This is a genomic window from Sneathiella aquimaris (assembly GCF_026409565.1).
Lineage (GTDB): Bacteria > Pseudomonadota > Alphaproteobacteria > Sneathiellales > Sneathiellaceae > Sneathiella > Sneathiella aquimaris.
The window spans coordinates 2,394,896-2,412,155 of sequence record NZ_CP112881.1; the positions used below are offsets into that span (position 1 = coordinate 2,394,896).

Below are 17,260 nucleotides of genomic sequence, written 5' to 3' on the forward strand. Positions count from 1 at the left end.
CAACAGATGACACACAGTCAAAGAAAATGCCGCATGTTGAAAAAATCCCCGTACTGTCCTTGACCGGTACAATGAAGAAACATTTTTCTCGGCCTTTGAACAAGAAACCTTTTGCAAACCCTTGATATATGGCAATTTTTTATTTTCTAAAACAATATCCTGCGACGGTATTCTGGACGTAAAATTTTCAAACGACAAACGATAATTGAATTACCTAATCCCATTAAAAATGCGTCCGCAGAAGACATTGGCAGACAGTCCGCCCACCAAATGCAATGCCCTTCACAACGCCAGAACACCAGCACAATATTCTGTTTAGATCCGCGCAGATAAACCAATATGACCCAATTATAGCGCCGTCACCTTATGGTCCGTTTTCTTGAATAAATTCCGGGACAGGCGTAATAGTGTAACTGTATCGCCATACTCAGAACGGAACAATAAAATGAATTGGGTAAAAGAGATTACACCGCTTGCTGATTTATCATCGCAGGACATGGCTTTGCTGAGCGCCCATTGTGAAACCGTCACCTTGCCAGCCGGGCAAACCATTTTTTCTCCTCAAACAACCGCCCGGCAGTTTATTATTCTCGTAGAAGGTTCGGTTCTGGTTCGGCAAACCGGTCAGCATGGGCGCGATATCATTCTGTATCGGTTGTCGGGTGGTGAAACCTGTATTCTGACAACATCCTGCCTACTTTCCGGGGAGGTTTATAATGCAGAGGCCATTACCGAAACAGAGGTCCGCGCCCTCCTCCTGCCAGAAGGTGCGTTCAATAACCTTCTCGCTGCATCCATCGAATTTCGCAAGTTTGTATTTTCCAGTTATGCCAGCCGGATTGCATCGCTTATCCATTTGATTGAAGAGGTCACATTTGAGAAAATTGAAACGCGCCTCTCCCATAAACTTTTGCAACTTTCAGATAACGGTGCCACGGTCCATGCAACTCATCAAACGCTTGCAACCGAATTAGGATCAGCCCGTGAAGTCATCGGTCGCCACCTGAAAGAGTTTGATCGCAAGGGGTGGATATCGTTGTCCCGCGGGTGCATAGAAATCGTCGACCGGGAGGCCCTGCGTCACTCCGCCGCAGATTGAAAGTGACTAAGTCACAGACCCCGCCTGCGCTTTTTCATAGAATACTCTGAGACACCTATCTGGAGGTTATTATGATAAAGAACGAAGGCTTTATTGACCGTGCATTAAGAGTAATAGTAGGACTGGGCATTTTATCACTCGCCTTTATCGGGCCGCAAACCCCATGGGCCTATATCGGCTTGGTACCCCTGCTTACCGGCCTTGTTGGCTATTGCCCGCTTTATAGCTTATTTGGGATCTGTACCCATAAAAAAGCATAGACTGTTTATCTACCCCAACTTTCTAGTGCCAGCAGAATTTGTCGGCCTAAAAAACTACATCATATCGGCTTACTCTGCTGGCAAAAAATCTGTGCTATTACCGGCTTATACCAGTCAGCAGCAGATTTAGGGCAGTGCAGGCAGTAAGATTGGCCATGACAGAAAAAGGGCCCCGCAAGAGGCCCTTTCTTCATCTTTATACTGTCCTGTTTATTTTTGCAGAACGGCACCTTTATCGATCATGGCTTTAATCTGTTCATCCTCAATTCCCAAACCTTTCAGGATTTCGGTTGAGTGTTCACCAACAATGGGGCTATGCGCCAACTCATCACCATTTTCAAAACCGGCAAACCCCGGAATGCGGGGAAGCGGGATTTTTCCAACGACGTCGTGATCAATCCAGTTATAACTGTTCACAGCTTTGACCTGTTCGTCGGCCAGATAGTCGTCATAGGTATTGACCCGGCTATGAATAACACCCGCTTCGGTCAGTGCACGACACCATTCCTGAGTGTTCTTTTTCAAAAACTCTGCGCGAATAATTTTCATAATCGCGTCTTCATTTTCGATCCGTTTATCCCGCGTATTATAATCCGGGTGATCGATCAAATCTTCCCGTCCAAGCACCTCACATAAAGACGCGTAATGCTTTTCTCGCATGACAGAGAGACCAATATATCCGTCCGATGTTTCCACAGTTCCGACAGGCACATATAATACGGTCGGCTTGCCGCCCTCCAAATGATGCTCCAGAATTTTTGCACTTTGAAAGGCAGCGGCCGTCTGCATCAGACTGGCATCGACATAAGTCCCTTTACCATTGATCCCCCGACCGATCAAAGATTTCAAAATCGTCTGATAAGCAAAAATACCGGTCAGGAAATCAATTGCGACCATTCCTGTTTTTAACGGCATTCCCTTGTCATCTTTTGTCATGGTCATCCAGCCGGAAAAAGCCTGAATAGCCCCGTCCGTAACCGGACGATCATTATACGGGCCTTCCTGACCATATCCGGTGACAGACAAATAAATGATGTTCTTGTTCGTCGCTGATACCGAGGCGTAATCAAGGCCGAACTTTGCCATAACACCGGGACGAAAAGACTCAATCAAAACATCCGCTTCCGCAGCAATCTGTTTAGCAATTTTCAAGCCTTCTGCTGTCTTCAAATCCAGTGAAATCGACTTTTTACCTAGATTGACCACGATTGAATGAGCACAATGATCATCAATCATCGTACCCAGAGTACGCGCCCAATCCCCGTCCAGTGGTTCAACTTTTGTAACATCTGCACCGCCTTGAGCGAGCATCATAGCTGAATAGGGTCCGGCAACCCCTTGGCTGAAATCAGCAATTTTTAGGCCGGATAATGGTTTACTATCGTTCACAGCACTTTCCTCTTGATGGGACCGTTATTTTAATTATTTGCCAAGTGTTCTGCCTTTTTATACTGAATGACGCAATTTTCCCACCCGAAAATCGGCCTCATAACATATGATTGAACAGAACCAATTTAATACAAGTCGCGTTATGCGCGGGCCAAAAATTCTAAAGAAACCGCCGAATTCGCATTTTAAAGCGATTGATCTTGTCCTGCGTCAGATTTTCACAGTCATACAAAGACAGCATTTCAAAATCACATCCCCGGCTACAGGCCCCAACGACGCCATATTTAAGTGCCCTTTTAATGGGTTGCCTTAAAATCAGACGATCAACCCACCACGGAGAGCCAAGCGTGGTTATCACTCTAACCTTTTTAAGCGCGTTCAATTTTGGTGAAATGGATTTGTTATCGACAGAATGCGCATAGGCAGCCCCCGGCACCCAGACTCGATCCAACCAACCCTTTAAAATAGCAGGAAGGCCGAACCACCATGTTGGAAAAATCAGAACCAGATACTCCGTTTCGCAAAGCTGTTCGATATCCTTTTGCGTCCCGGACGGAGCATATTCATTACCGTAGTAACTCGCCCGTTCATCACGAGTTAGAACCGGATCAAACGCTTCTTCATACAAATCCTTGATCCGGACTTCATGATTTTTACGTTCAAGTTCATCCGCAACTTCATCCAACAAGTCATTGCAAAGACTATCTTTTAACGGATGAGATATAACAGCAAGGCATTTCACGGTTATTCGGTGCCCCTTCTATGAAAACAAATATCGGCCGCGTAATGCCGAATGTTTACCAGACACTACTTTAAAACAAACGACAGAAACTCCGGGTATTTTTCAGGCATCAAGCGCTGAACAACATCTAGAAAGCGAGCATCCCCACCAATCAGAACCCGTTTCTTTTTACGCGTAACGGCCTTCAGGATAACGTCGGCCGCCTGATCGGCTGTTGTGCGAGCCATTTTCGCAAATCTTGTTTCCATATCTGATTTTTGAATATGCTTGCTGCCGGGATTTATGAAACGCGCATTTTTCACAATATTGGTTTTTATGCCGCCGGGATGCACACTGGTTGCATAAATTCCCGTACCTTTCAATTCTTGGCCCATGGCATCCGTAAATCCACGAATGGCAAATTTTGAAGCGTTATATGCGCTCTGCCCCGGAACGGCAACCAACCCAAACAGGCTAGACACGTTTATGATACGGCCTTGCCCCTGTTGTTGAAAATAAGGCAGAAAAGCCTTCGAGCCATAAACCATTCCCCAGAAATTGATATTCATCAACCACTCGAAATCATCATAAGAAACAGTTTCAACCCGATCAATGAGTGCCACTCCGGCATTATTAAACACAAAATCCACTTTGCCAAATTGATCCACTACCGACGCGGCCAGACTTTCAACCGCGTTCCGATCGGTAACATCCAAAGGATCAGAGCGAACCTTCACGTTATATGGGGCGAGCAGGGCCACTGTTTCTGCCAACTCGGCCTCATTGATATCACTAACACAAACCGAGCAGCCCTTGGAGGCCAGCCCAAGCGCCAAGGCCCGACCGATACCGGACCCCGCCCCCGTAATGGCGGCCACCTTACCTTCAAAAGTCATGATACAATCCTGTTCTTTTTATTATTGGGCCGCCTCAGTGTCCTGCACGTCGCCTGCCACGTATTGTGTGTGCTTATTAATAAATCTGGCCAGATCCGCAATCATCGCATCGACATCTTTAAGGATTGCGGACGCACCAATAAAACCGTGATAGAGATCTTCAAATTCCGCGAAGTCTATGAGGGCACCCAGCGTCTCCAACTGATTTGCGACCAATTGCCCATCGTCACGAAGGGGATCAAAGCCGCACACACGGATCCAGGTGGGATTTATTTTCCCTGAGATGGCGTGATCCATCGGTGACAAAAGCCTCTCCTGCCCATTTTTGGTTTGCACGACAAAATGACTGGAAAACCAGTCTAGTAGTTCTTGTGTTAAAACGATGTTTTCTTTTGCCAGGACGTCCCGGGAAACCGTTTTTGGGGTATTCATCATCGGCGGATAGACTAACGCAGTCGCCACCGGAATATGCCCCAATTCTCCCTTTGACGCCTCACTGGTGACGAGCAACGCAAGCCCAGCCCCGGCACTGTCCCCTGCCACTGAAATTTTTGACGCATCTAACCCAAGGGTTTCTGAATGCGCCTGCACCCATTTCCAACTGTCCAGAGCATCAAATTGCGGAGCCGGAAATTTATGCTCTGGCCCCAGGCGATAGTCTACAGCAATTACCGGATTTCCGGTTTCTAGTGCAATTTTCCGGCAAAACCGGTCATGGCTTTCAAGGCCGCCTATGACAAACCCGCCACCGTGGAAGTAAACAAGGCCCGGACGCTGTTGAACACCAGGATTTGGATCGTACAAACGCCCCTTGATGTCGCGTTCAGGCAAAGAAATGGATATATCTTCCACCTTTTTAAGGGGATGCTTGGGACCATCAAAAAGTTCCATGGATTTGTTATATCCACCGCGCAACATGGGCACCGTCCACTGTGACGCAGGAACGCCGAACTCACCCTGCAACTCAATCAGCGCCTGCGCCCGGGGATCAAGGGTTCGACCATCGATACACAATGCGCGCGAGCCAATCTTGCGTTTCCAGTAAGCATCGCTCGCTTTCATTAATAGAAACCGTTTATACAGGAAATACGGGACTTTAAGCACTTGTGGCAACGACATTTCCACCCCTCCATATTGAGCGCCGTTTCGGCTTCATTGGTCGGGCGTTTGCACCGCCCCTTTATTATTTTTTATGATCTACCGAGATTAACCAGAGTTTTTTTTAAGTCAATTGCCTTAAACATATCGGTCAGGCCAACAACAACCCTTCTGCTGTTATAACAAGTTCTTCCAAAAGGCGGTCTCCCTCCCATAAGGCGGATTGTCGATGATTTGTCAGCGCCATTTCCCGAATGGACAGGCTATGGAACACATATACCTGCATCAAGGACAGGCGCATTTCAATAACATCTGGCTCCAGATGCTGCATGAACGTGCGCATATAATCGAGACATCGGAAGAAAGCACCACCGGAATGGGCTTTAATCGCTTCTGATACAAGTTTGGGCTCTTCTTTAGAGGCCAGCAAAAACAATCTCACATTGCTTAAATTGCGAGGATCATCGCCGGAAACAACAGCACATTTAATGAAGATGTTGAGAATCTCGATCAAAGTGGCAGGACCTCCCTGCTTTTCCAGTTGATCGAGCAAAATCGTCCGCTCATCCTCCATTGCCTTGGAGGCATCGAGGAGGAGCTCTTTGACAAGCGCTTCTTTCGTTTTGAAATAGTAGTGCAAAGAGGCCATATTTTTTTGACCCGCCGCATGAACAATCTCTCGCACACTAACAGCTTCAATTCCATTATCTGCGAATAAAGTTTGTGCAGCGATTTTAATTTTATCAGCAGTCTTCGTCTTTTTCATATCATTCCTCTTGGCGAAGAAACATCCGGCTGTTCAAAGCGCGCGATGACAAACGACAATAAAGCGTATTCAATCAAGTGACTACCCCAACAAACCAGACAGTATGCAATCCCCCCTTAACACATCCAACCTGCACCAGTAACGGCGTTACTGCTCTCTTTTCCAACTGTGATGCCACGCGAGTTTAATTGACTTCCCCTCAAAAGACAGGTAACCGGCATCCATGACAAAAAATGAAGTACAGAAAACCGATCCGTCTCGCCTGTTTGCTGACCTTGATCTGGACCCCTCTATCCTGCGCGCCGTTGAGGAGCAGGGGTATGCGGAAATGACGCCCATTCAACAAAAAGGGATCCCCGCAATTCAGGAGGGAAAGGACCTTATCGGGATTGCCCAAACCGGCACTGGTAAAACGGCCGCTTTTTCACTTCCGATTATCCACAAAATCATTTCTGACCATCAGGAATATGTCGGAAAAACCACCCGCGCCCTGATCCTTGCCCCAACACGGGAACTGGCCGTTCAAATCGCTGAAAATGTGCGTAAATATGCGGAATATGTTTCGTTGCGGACAACCCTTGTTTATGGCGGTGCCTCAGCCAAGCCACAAATCAAAGCCCTGTCCAGAGGTGTCGACATCGTTGTTGCAACGCCCGGCCGCTTACTTGACTTGTTCTCAGATGATTATATCTGGTTGGGCAAAGTTGACTATTTTGTTTTGGATGAAGCGGATAGAATGCTCGACATGGGTTTTATTCACGATATTCGCAAGATCGTTGCCCAGCTTCCCAAAAAGCGACAGACCCTGCTTTTTTCTGCAACAATGGCCAAAGAAGTTGAGAAACTGGCCGCCGGCATTTTGAAAGACCCGGTCCGCATTAACATTGCCCCGTCCGCAACAACAGCGGAAAAAGTCAGCCAAACGGTTTTAATGGTATCAAAGGACAACAAACGCCCTCTTTTACAACATCTTCTGAAAGATCAGAAGATGGAGCGGGTCCTTGTGTTTACTCGGACAAAACACGGCGCCAATCGACTGACCCGTTTTCTGGAAAAACTGAACATCGACTGCAGCGCCATCCATGGCAACAAATCGCAGAATACACGGCAAAAAGCACTTGAGAGTTTCAAAAACGGCGATATCAGGGTTCTTGTCGCAACGGATGTCGCTGCCCGTGGGATTGACGTTGATAACGTGACGCACGTCATCAATTACGATGTTCCTAATGATGCAGACAATTACGTTCACCGTATTGGCCGGACAGCCCGCGCGGGTATGACAGGCATCTCGATTACCTTCTGCGATCACGATGAGATGGATTACCTAAAAGCGATCGAAAAAATCACCAAACAATCCATTCCAGTATCCACCGAGCAACCTTTCCACGCCACTCATTCCTCGACAGCGAATTCTGGTCCTGCAAAGAGTTCGATACCGAAAAATCAAAGGTCCAGAAGTCGTCACCCCGCAAGCGACCGTTCAAACGGGGAGAACAGCAACAATAAAACCACCAGACGTCCCAATCGACACAAACGCAGGGCAAACTAACCCTAGGGCACTATAATTTTGTGGCAATCCAGAAAAATGTATGACTATTAGTGTAATTCAATCGTTGGGCTAAGTCTTAATATGATTGACCTATAATATTTTCTAAAATACGCTCTGATTTTTGAATGTCGGCTATATGTCACGCAAAGTATGGGCTGTTATATTATTTGGAATTCTTTGCCTTCTCCTGATTGCAACAATTTTCGCCATAGGCGTTAACGCGAAAAATGCCATCACAATCAGAGAATTGGCGTTGCATCGCTCCGCAGCGATAGAAATTGCACATCAATTACGACGCAGTTCAGACAAGCTTACCCAAATGGCGCGCCTGTATGTTGCAACCAATGATCCTCGGTATGAAGCCTATTTTTATAAAATTCTGGATATTCGAGATGGCAGGGCTCCCCGCCCTGAAAATTATGGTGCTGTTTACTGGGACTTCATTATGAGCGGTGATGCCGTTCTGGATACACAAGGCCAATCAGCTTCGCTCTTATCATTGGTGAACACCCTAGAACTTACAACACATGAATCAGAGTTGTTATTACTGGCTGAAAAACATTCGGAGCATCTGATCCGTTTGGAGAAAATAGCCTTTGCTGCAATGAAGGGAGTTTTTGAAGACGCTCATGGCAATCTGGTTGTCAAAAAGGAACCAGACCCGGTTTTGGCCAGCACCCTTTTAAATGGCAGGGAATATCTGACCCAAAAATCAAAAATCATGAAACCGATAGACCAGTTTTTTCGTCTGATAAACGAAAGAACCGAGCAGACAATTCTGGCAAAGCAAGAACGGGAGAAGACCCTCCAGATTTATATTATCGGGCTCGTTGGTACGGGCCTGTTTCTCTCTTTTATCCTGTTATTAATCGTCAGATCGGTTTGGTGGCCTGTTATAAAAAAACGACCACTTCAGTCGGACCCTTTGGAACCCACCCCTTATCAGCCGCAAAGATCCCTACAGCCCAGATCTCAGAACGCCGGTTTAAATAGCGCTAATGCGCTCATGCTCCTTTGGGTCGAAAGTATAATCGAACAGCTGGAAAATGAACTTCAAACGCAAGAAAAAATCTTCAATGCAATCAAGCAAAATAATATCAACCTTCTGAACGTCCATAAAGTTGCAAAAATTGGATATTGGGAACTTAATTTCGAAACAAACGAAGAAAAATGGTCTGACACAATTTTTGACATTTATGGCTTAACGAAAGAGACCGTCCCAAGCTTTTCTGCCTTTAAAAAATGCATCCACCCGGATGATCGGGACTCTTTGCTGGCCAGTCAGGAAAAAAGCGTAAAAACCGGACAATCCTTTTCTTTTGATTACCGAATACAACATTCAGATGGCACCATCCGATATGTGACCAGTTACGGCAGTGTTCTTCTCAATCGTATCGGGCAACCAAAGATGATTTATGGATTGCTGCAGGATATGACGGATTATCGAAAACAGGATCCCGCTTTAAACTTCCACTGAGGGTGCGTTTGATGGAACAAAGCCATCTTAAAAAGGAAAAGCAGGGATTAATCCTGGCTCATATGGTGTGAAAAGAACGTTCCTAACCATCCGATATGATCAATCCGCCCATTTGATTGAGCACCCCATACTTGGAACCTGGACCAGCGGCCCCTTACCTGTTTCCGCAATCTGCCGCATGGCATTTAGAAGCTCCGGGATACGGACCCGCGCCTCTCCGAGCGCGGCATCATCCAGCCGCCCACGATATTGAAGGGTCCCTTCTTTATTAAAACCGAAAAAATCAGGCGTACACACGGCGCCATATTGACGGCCGACGGTCTGACCCTCATCGATCAGATAGGGAAAGGTAAAATGATGCTGCTCTGCAAATCGTTTCATATTGGATGGCTGGTCAGCAGGCACATACCGATAATCATTCGACATCACAGCCAGAACATTGATACCTTCTTCCATCAAGATACGAGCATCTGACACAAACCGTTCCGCAATTGCCTGCACATAGGGGCAGTGGTTGCAGATGAAAGCCACCAGCAAGCCTTTCTCGCCCATATGCTCTGTCATCCTGAATTCTGCACCATCAGGATCCTTCAAGGCAAAATCCGGTGCTTTCCAGCCGAAATCACAGACAGGTGTATCAAGAAGCATATCGTATCCTTTTCCTTTAATCCGAACCAGATTATTGCCCGCCCGCCATCTATTCGTGAAAGCAGACGGGCAAAAAATCAGGCCGCAGCCCGAGACTTAGAAACCCAGGCGTTTGGCGTAAAAGCATCATCCAACTTTGTTTCAGCAATATGGTTTGTGTAGTTTGACATGACCTTCAGACTTGTACCAAGAATAACTTCAAGCACTGACTGCTCAGTGTACCCTGCGGCCAGGAAAGCACTAACATCATCGCGTGTCGGCCAGCCGCGTGTCTGATTAATGACAGTTGTAAACTCGCGCAGGGCTTCAAGTTTCGGGTTTGAAATCGGCGTGTCATTTCTCAGCGCCTCGATGACATCAGTTGGCACGTTCGCCATCTGTGAGATCGACGTATGGGCCGCCATGCAATATTCACATCCGTTCAGGCGATTGTTCGTCATCAGAATGATCTGACGTTCTGTTTCGCTGAGATCTGTTTTGCCAAAAATATCAGCTAGTGCGAGATATCCATCGAGAATGGCAGGCGCTGTCGCCATCGTTCCCAAAAGATTAGGCACAAAACCATATGCTTTGTTCGCTTTTTCAAGGGATGGTTTAGCAGCGGCCGGAGCGGTTTCAATTGTATGAGTTTTAAATTCAGTCATGTGTAATCTCCTGTGGTGAAGAGCGTCAGCTCAGCATGTTTATAACGATCGGTATAAACTCACTTAGTAAGTCTGTACCGATCGTTCAACAAAAAAATTTTCGATTTCAATTTATTTTTCCCATCATCCATCAAAACCGCGAAAGTCTTGAACAGTTGGTATAAAACTTCTATATCTTGAAAAGGTAAAACAAACTTTTTGGTGCGAAGCAAATGCCTTGGGAAAAGTCTTTTGATCTTGATGACGCGGTAGATCGCGCACAATTTGTATTCTGGTCGAAGGGCTATGAGGCGACCTCCATTACTGACCTGACCAAAAGCATGGGAATTAACAAAGGTAGCCTTTACAACGCTTTTGGCAGCAAAAAGGACCTCTTTACGCGGGCGTTACTGAAGTATGACCGTGATAATCGTCAGGCGTCCATAGCAACACTTGAAGCTTACGAAAATCCTCATGATGCCATTGAAACCCTGTTCGATGGCTTAATCGCGCAAAGTCTGGCGGACGATGCCTATAAAGGATGCTTTTTAGTCAATACCGCATTGGATTTACCAAACCATAGTGACGATATCCGGGATATGGTGAATGCCGCCCTTGATGATTTCGTGAAATTTTTTGAACGCATGATCACAAAAGGCCAAACACAGAATGTTATTCCATCATGCGTGGAGGCCCATACAACCGCAAAATCGCTGTTGTCTCTTGTTGTCGGCTTACGTGTTCTGGCGCGCGGTGCCTATGACGAGGCAGGCCTAAGAGCCATCAAGCAGGATGCTCTAAAACTGATTTCAGAGCCTAAGTCATTGGCAAATTAAAGGGGAGGCATTCCTGCGATAATTGCGTGTGCCATGCAAAGCATAAATACATTTCCGCCAATCCTTCGCACCCTCCGCTAATAGATTTAAACGGCGGTCTGCTCCCCGTTGGATAAACAAAAAAAGCGCCAGAGAACTGACGCTTTTCGTTGTTTTGCAGAAGACGCTTAACCGTAGCGGTATGGGCGACCTGCTTTTTGCATATCAGCGTTATACTGTTTGAAAATATTCACAACTTTGGCCTTTGTTTCAGACTCAGCTGCGATTTCATCCCAGAATTTAAACGCAGCAGCTTCAACTGTTGCCCATTCTTCATCTGGAATGCTTGTCAGTTTCATTTTGGTACCGTTCACACGCAGGTTGGCTTCACCGCCCCAGTACCACCACTGACGGTAATAATGGCTTTGGTCCATACATACTTTCAGAAGTTCCTGAAGATGGGCCGGAAGCTCATTATAACGGTCCATATTGGCAAAGAACGATCCCGCCCAGGCACCGGAAATATTGTTTGTCAGGAAGTAGTTCGTTACGTCAGCCCAACCAACAGTGTAATCTTCGGTGATACCGGACCATGCGATACCATCCAGTTCGCCTGTCTGAACAGCAACTTCAATATCTTCCCATGGAAGGGTCACTGGAACAACACCGAATTGTGTCAGAAAGCGGCCCGCTGTCGGGAATGTAAAAACACGCTTGCCCTTCAGGTCAGCCAGGCTGTTGATCGGATCTTTCGTTGCAAAGTGACACGGATCCCATGCCCCTGCAGAAATGTGCTTCACACCGACTTTAGAATATTCAGCATCCCAGATTTCATTCAGGCCATACTGATTGAACAGAACCGGAACATCCAAAGAATAGCGTGATGCAAATGGGAAATAACCACCGAATACAGTAACTTCGGTTGGGGATGCCATTGAGTCATCGTCGGACTGCACAGCATCGATTGTCCCTTTTTGCATGGCACGGAACAATTCGCCCGTAGGAACAATCTGATCCGCAAAATACAATTCAATTTCCATTTCATCGCCAGCAATTTTGTTAAAGCTGTCGATGGCTGGTTTGATTACATGCTCAGCGAGCGCTGCACCAGCATATGTCTGCATCCGCCATTTGATTTTTGATTGGGCAATCGCAGGTGTTGCGAAAGCCGCTGCCGGTGCGGCTATTGCAGCACCTTTAATAAAGTTACGCCGTGTTGTCATCTCTACCTCCTAGTAAATTCCATATTTGGCTTATCGTCGTTATCGGTCTCTTTTAAGACTCTCTCTATTTTCCATACACCGTTTCTGGCAGCCAGAGCGCAATATCAGGAAATACCATTATCACGATCAAAGCAAACACCATCACACACACAAACGGCAGGATGGAACCGTAAATATCTTTCAAACTGATTTCTGGCGGGGCCATGGCACGCATCAGGAACAGGTTATACCCAAAGGGTGGTGTCATATACGCAATCTGTGTTGTGATTGTATAAAGGACGCCGTACCAAATGAGATCAAAGCCGAGAACACTGACAAGCGGCACGTAGAGTGGCGCAACGATAACCAGCATTGCTGTATCGTCCAAAAACGTTCCCATAACCAGAAAACTGACCTGCATTATAATCAGGATCATCCATGGATCGAGACCCAGTTGTTCTGTAAAGAAACCGCTGATTGCCCGAACAGCCCCAAGCCCGTCGAACACTGCCCCAAACCCCAGGGCCGCGAGAATGATCCACATGAACATGCACGAAATCGCCAGCGTTTGACGCACAGATGTTTCGAAAACCTGTTTTGTCATCCGCCGTTTAACAACAGCTGCAATGAAAGCTGTCATGGCACCAATGGCCGAACTTTCAACCAGGGACGTCCAGCCATTTACAAACGGGATCATCATGGCAGCAAAAATAACGATCGGCAGAAGACCGGCCTGAAGCAACCGCAACTTTTCCTTTAACGGAACATTCCGTTCCTCTTTCGGCAATGTTGGGCCCAGTTCCGGATTTATTTTGCACCGAATATAAATATAGGCAATGAAGAAAAAGGCCATCAACAGCCCGGGAATAATACCTGCAAGCCACAGTTGACCGACCGGTTGACGGGAAATCATTGCATAAAGCACAAGAACAACCGACGGCGGCACGAGGATCCCCAAAGACGATCCGGCCTGAACAACACCCGTCACCATTTTTTTATCATAGCCACGCCGTAACAGCTCTGGCAGAGCAATCGTCGCACCAATGGCCATACCGGCAACGGATAGACCGTTCATCGCAGAAATCAAGACCATCAAACCGATCGTTCCGATCGCCAAACCGCCACTGACAGGCCCCATCCAGACATGGAACATTTTATAAAGATCATCGGCAATTTTGGATTCTGATAAAATATAACCCATGAAAATAAACATGGGCAATGTCAGCAGAGGGTACCATTTCATAAGCTTCATCGCCGCCGAGAACGGAATATCCGATCCGCCCGTTCCCCAAAGGGTGAGAGCCGCAATGGCTGCAACCGCACCAATAGCGCCAAAAACCCGTTGCCCCGTCAGAAGCATGACCATCATGGAAGCGAACATGAAAATCGCAATCATTTCATAGGACATCTAGAGTTCCTCCCCGCGCATGCGTGCAACGTCCTTGAAAAATTCCGAAAACGCCTGAAGCAACATCATAAAAATCCCGAAACACATAATAATCTTGATTGGCCAGAGATAGGGTCTCCACGCCGTTGGACTGCGCTCGCCATATTGTAAGGAATATGCCGTACTATCGATTGCGCCATAAAGCAAAACACCAAGATAGAAGATCAGAATGAAGATCGTGATCGCATCAACCTGTGCTTTTCTCTTGTAGGACCATTCGCCATAGAACAGGTCCATGCGCACATTTGATCCCAACTGAATGGAATATGGCCCGCCCATAATGTAATAGGCAACCATGGCAAACTGCGCCATCTCCAATGTCCAAAGTGAGGGAAGGAAAAATGTCTTGGACACGGATGACCAGATAAAAATACCGACCATTACAAAAATACCATACATCATCACGCGACCAATGCGCCTGTTGATGGCATCCACTATTCGAACGTATGAGCGGATAAATCCCGGCATTACGCCCCCTTTACCTGTAAATTAATATCCAACCGGCTCAACGCCGCCCGGATCAACGTATCCAGTTTTTCTGCCATTTCCTGACATTCTTCATCATTTGAAACAAGATCGTTGCGGATTTCAAGCATCACATTCCTGAGCCCGAATGCCGTCGCCTGTTCCTGCAATGTATGGGTCACCCCATCGGACGCCTGATAGGGTTCGTTCAACCGGATATCCAAAGAAGAACTTTTCTCACCCTCAGCCAAAAGCGCGTGTGCCAATTCAACATCTTCGTCATGAAGAATGCCCAGTTCCACCTGCCGTTTTTCGCCAAAATAGATGGGAGTAAAGCTATGTATCGTAATAACAACGGGCGAGACTGCAAAAGAAGTCCGAACGTCCGATACGGCCTCACAAAAGGGATAATAGAAGCTGTTTGCACGTTCTGCTCTCTGGCTCGCTGTCAAACGCAGATTACCAGGGACCGTTATCGTTTCACTTTTTTCCGGGATTGAGTCCGGTGCTTCCGGTGGACGATTGCAATCGTATAACAACCGGGAATAATTCGAGCTGACAAGCGGTGCCTTCAGCAACTCGGACAGCGCAAGAGACGTTTTGAGTGCGCCAGGATCCCACGCAATATGGCTGTGCGCCTCTTCTTGTGTCAAACCCAGGCGATCATATGCCGCCGGGATAAAAGAAGAAGCATGCTCACATATAAGCATGACAGGATTTTCAGCCCCTTGATTGGTTATTCTGGCGGCGGGAACTTCCTCTAGACTTTCGTCCACTTTTAACATCCGTGTAGACACCGTAACTCATAAAAATGTAATATTTTCTTCAGAAGACAATACAATGTTATTTTCTTTTCTGAAACAATTTATTCACTTTGCCTCTAAAAATGGATATCTCTTCAGGGTGGAGGACAAAAAGAGTGTCACAACAAACAATCGCGGATCGACTGCAAAATCAATCGGGCTCCCTTACCCGGGCAGAACGCCAGCTTGCTGATATTATTCTGAAGAACTATCCTGTCTCTGGTCTGGGAACCATTACAACGCTGGCAGAAGCTGCAAAAGTGTCTACTCCAACCGTTGCGCGTCTGGTTCAGAAACTCGGATATACCGGATTTCCGGAGTTTCAAGCGTCCCTAAGACAGGAACTGGATGCAAAAATTTCCGGCCCGATCAGAAAACGCGACATTTGGGCGAATAAAGCACCTGATGAACATATCATCAATCGGTTCACTGATGCCGTGATCGGAAATATCCGGCAATCTCTCAATCAGATAGATCTTGAGGCTTTTAACCGTTGCTGCGAATATTTGTCCGATACGGACAATACAGTTTATATTGTCGGTGGCCGGATCACTCGAACCCTCGCGGATTATTTCTTCCTGCATATGCAGGTCATTCGGGAAAAGGTTATCCATATCAGTTCCAGCTCTAACGCTTGGGCACATTATTTGCTGGATATCAAGGAAGGGGATGTTGTTGTCATCTTCGATGTTCGCCGATATGAGACCAGCACCCAAAAGCTGGCAGAGATGGTGTCCGAAAAAGGGGCCCGCATCATTCTTTTCACGGATCAATGGCATTCACCGGTCGCCGGAATTGCGGATGTTTTATTCAGCAATCAGATTGCTGTTCCCTCTGCGTGGGATAGTTCTGTCACATCATTATTAATGATGGAAATTATCATTGCAGAGGTACAGGAGAGAAACTGGTCGCAAACCCGAAAAAGAATGGAAACACTGGAGGATATGTTCGATCGTACCCGTTTTTTCCGAAAGTTCACCTAAGCACGGTCCCTTTTCGACCTGTCAGTCTCCCGCCCCGAGCATCATAACATCACAACTCTCCGTTTTTGGGACAGGACAATATTCTACACCTTGAGGGATAATGATGAACTCTCCCTCACCGACAGTTTCATCCCGATCCCGGAATTTCATTGTCAACGTCCCCTTATGGACAAATATCATTTCATCCATCGAGGGATGATAAGACCAGTTTCCCTCATGCTCTATACGCTCCAGCCTGACCCGCATATTGTTCAATCGCCCCTCGATAACATCTGAAGAAGCCGCCGCCGCAGCACTAAACGATTGAGCAAGGCTCTGTTTTCGATAGGGAGAGATATGATCGTTGGTTTTTGCAACATCTTTCATAATGGCACGAAGTTGTTTTTCCAGTCCCGGCTCATGACTGTACTGATCATTTAACGCAGCGGTACCGATCGTAAAACCAGCCCCACCAGCATCTTTAATATCTTGAATACGCCCGCGATTATCAATGGAGCCCGCCATTATCACCGGTTTATCCGTTACTTTACAAACCGCCGTCATCAGCTTTTGAACATTTTCGCCTGATCGATAGGCCAGCAGGTCGAGGCCGTCCACCCCATCCTTTTGTGCCAGCCGCCGGGCATCCTCGGAAATCTCTTCAATCGTGCCCTCTAAAACGCTGGGATGCCCAACGATTTTACCCGGAAAGGGAAAATATTGGATCTCGCTGCCTTGTAAAAGAGGAAGGACATCGTCCACATGGGTCCCGCCCAACAAAATATCAACACCAATTTCCAGCGCCGCTTTTGCCGATCTTATTTCGCTGGATTTATCCAGTGAGACAACTTCAAGATAACTTGTTGCACCCCCATCCTTAATGGCTTTATTCAACGTTTTCAACTGGTTAAAGGGCAGCCCCACATCCTTGAATCCGATATGATGGATCCCTTCATTAAGCGCCGTTTGCAAATGAAGCCGGGCGTCCGTCACGGTTTTATCATCGCGCGTAAGCATAAAGATAAATCGGAGTCCCACTG

At 46.8% G+C, this 17,260-nt stretch carries 18 protein-coding genes; 6 read left to right on the forward strand and 12 right to left on the reverse strand.

Annotated features, from left to right (window positions below):
- Positions 1 to 445: 445 nt before the first annotated feature.
- Complete coding sequence (locus tag OIR97_RS11355; RefSeq protein ID WP_169545741.1) at positions 446 to 1,099, forward strand: Crp/Fnr family transcriptional regulator; 654 nt, start codon at positions 446 to 448, stop codon at positions 1,097 to 1,099.
- A gap of 71 nt (positions 1,100 to 1,170) precedes the next feature.
- The gene (locus OIR97_RS11360; protein WP_169545742.1) at positions 1,171 to 1,359 is read left to right on the forward strand and encodes a YgaP family membrane protein; all 189 of its coding nucleotides are present in this window, start codon (positions 1,171 to 1,173) and stop codon (positions 1,357 to 1,359) included.
- A 210-nt stretch (positions 1,360 to 1,569) separates the two neighbouring features.
- On the opposite strand, the gene OIR97_RS11365 is transcribed toward OIR97_RS11360, so the two are convergent.
- The 5 genes from OIR97_RS11365 to OIR97_RS11385 all read right to left on the reverse strand — a co-directional run bounded on the left by OIR97_RS11365 (position 1,570) and on the right by OIR97_RS11385 (position 6,229).
- The gene (locus OIR97_RS11365; RefSeq protein WP_169545743.1) at positions 1,570 to 2,748 is read right to left on the reverse strand and encodes a CaiB/BaiF CoA transferase family protein; all 1,179 of its coding nucleotides are present in this window, start codon (positions 2,746 to 2,748) and stop codon (positions 1,570 to 1,572) included.
- A 160-nt stretch (positions 2,749 to 2,908) separates the two neighbouring features.
- On the reverse strand, positions 2,909 to 3,490 hold the full coding sequence (locus tag OIR97_RS11370; RefSeq protein WP_169545744.1) for an NAD(P)H-dependent oxidoreductase: 582 nt from the start codon (positions 3,488 to 3,490) through the stop codon (positions 2,909 to 2,911).
- Between the two features lie 65 nt (positions 3,491 to 3,555).
- A complete protein-coding gene (locus tag OIR97_RS11375; RefSeq protein WP_169545889.1) occupies positions 3,556 to 4,368 on the reverse strand; it encodes an SDR family NAD(P)-dependent oxidoreductase in 813 nt (270 codons plus the stop codon).
- A gap of 18 nt (positions 4,369 to 4,386) precedes the next feature.
- Positions 4,387 to 5,484 carry an alpha/beta hydrolase gene (locus OIR97_RS11380; protein ID WP_169545745.1) on the reverse strand — a complete coding sequence of 366 codons (1,098 nt, stop codon included), beginning with the start codon at positions 5,482 to 5,484 and terminating at the stop codon, positions 4,387 to 4,389.
- A 130-nt stretch (positions 5,485 to 5,614) separates the two neighbouring features.
- Positions 5,615 to 6,229, reverse strand: coding sequence for a TetR/AcrR family transcriptional regulator (locus OIR97_RS11385; RefSeq protein ID WP_169545746.1), 615 nt, complete (start codon positions 6,227 to 6,229; stop codon positions 5,615 to 5,617).
- Between the two features lie 223 nt (positions 6,230 to 6,452).
- On the opposite strand from OIR97_RS11385, the gene OIR97_RS11390 reads away from it, so the two are divergent.
- On the forward strand, positions 6,453 to 7,778 hold the full coding sequence (locus OIR97_RS11390; RefSeq protein ID WP_169545747.1) for a DEAD/DEAH box helicase: 1,326 nt from the start codon (positions 6,453 to 6,455) through the stop codon (positions 7,776 to 7,778).
- A gap of 136 nt (positions 7,779 to 7,914) precedes the next feature.
- A complete protein-coding gene (locus OIR97_RS11395; RefSeq protein ID WP_169545748.1) occupies positions 7,915 to 9,255 on the forward strand; it encodes a PAS domain-containing protein in 1,341 nt (446 codons plus the stop codon).
- 99 nt (positions 9,256 to 9,354) lie between these two features.
- Here OIR97_RS11395 and OIR97_RS11400 read toward each other — a convergent pair whose 3' ends face one another.
- Both OIR97_RS11400 and OIR97_RS11405 read right to left on the reverse strand, forming a co-directional pair.
- On the reverse strand, positions 9,355 to 9,903 hold the full coding sequence (locus OIR97_RS11400; RefSeq protein WP_169545749.1) for a thioredoxin family protein: 549 nt from the start codon (positions 9,901 to 9,903) through the stop codon (positions 9,355 to 9,357).
- Positions 9,904 to 9,980: 77 nt separating this feature from the next.
- Positions 9,981 to 10,547: a carboxymuconolactone decarboxylase family protein gene (locus OIR97_RS11405; protein ID WP_169545750.1), complete on the reverse strand. Its 567-nt coding sequence runs from the start codon at positions 10,545 to 10,547 to the stop codon at positions 9,981 to 9,983.
- A gap of 212 nt (positions 10,548 to 10,759) precedes the next feature.
- Here OIR97_RS11405 and OIR97_RS11410 point away from each other — a divergent pair, with 212 nt between their 5' ends.
- Positions 10,760 to 11,362, forward strand: a complete 603-nt coding sequence (locus OIR97_RS11410) for a TetR/AcrR family transcriptional regulator (protein WP_169545751.1) — start codon at positions 10,760 to 10,762, stop codon at positions 11,360 to 11,362.
- Between the two features lie 167 nt (positions 11,363 to 11,529).
- Here OIR97_RS11410 and OIR97_RS11415 read toward each other — a convergent pair whose 3' ends face one another.
- The 4 genes from OIR97_RS11415 to OIR97_RS11430 form a co-directional block, all read right to left on the reverse strand.
- Positions 11,530 to 12,564: a TRAP transporter substrate-binding protein gene (locus OIR97_RS11415; protein WP_169545752.1), complete on the reverse strand. Its 1,035-nt coding sequence runs from the start codon at positions 12,562 to 12,564 to the stop codon at positions 11,530 to 11,532.
- Positions 12,565 to 12,628: 64 nt separating this feature from the next.
- Entirely contained in the window at positions 12,629 to 13,951 is a 1,323-nt protein-coding gene (locus tag OIR97_RS11420) for a TRAP transporter large permease (protein WP_169545753.1), read from the reverse strand.
- Positions 13,952 to 14,458: a TRAP transporter small permease subunit gene (locus OIR97_RS11425; RefSeq protein WP_169545754.1), complete on the reverse strand. Its 507-nt coding sequence runs from the start codon at positions 14,456 to 14,458 to the stop codon at positions 13,952 to 13,954.
- A complete protein-coding gene (locus OIR97_RS11430; protein ID WP_219821736.1) occupies positions 14,458 to 15,231 on the reverse strand; it encodes an N-formylglutamate amidohydrolase in 774 nt (257 codons plus the stop codon). The genes OIR97_RS11425 and OIR97_RS11430 overlap by 1 nt, the downstream gene beginning before the upstream one ends.
- A 143-nt stretch (positions 15,232 to 15,374) precedes the next feature.
- Between OIR97_RS11430 and OIR97_RS11435 the strand changes: the two genes are divergently transcribed.
- Complete coding sequence (locus OIR97_RS11435) at positions 15,375 to 16,241, forward strand: MurR/RpiR family transcriptional regulator (protein ID WP_219821737.1); 867 nt, start codon at positions 15,375 to 15,377, stop codon at positions 16,239 to 16,241.
- A gap of 21 nt (positions 16,242 to 16,262) precedes the next feature.
- Here OIR97_RS11435 and OIR97_RS11440 read toward each other — a convergent pair whose 3' ends face one another.
- Positions 16,263 to 17,258 carry a cupin domain-containing protein gene (locus OIR97_RS11440; RefSeq protein ID WP_169545756.1) on the reverse strand — a complete coding sequence of 332 codons (996 nt, stop codon included), beginning with the start codon at positions 17,256 to 17,258 and terminating at the stop codon, positions 16,263 to 16,265.
- Positions 17,259 to 17,260 lie beyond the last annotated feature (2 nt).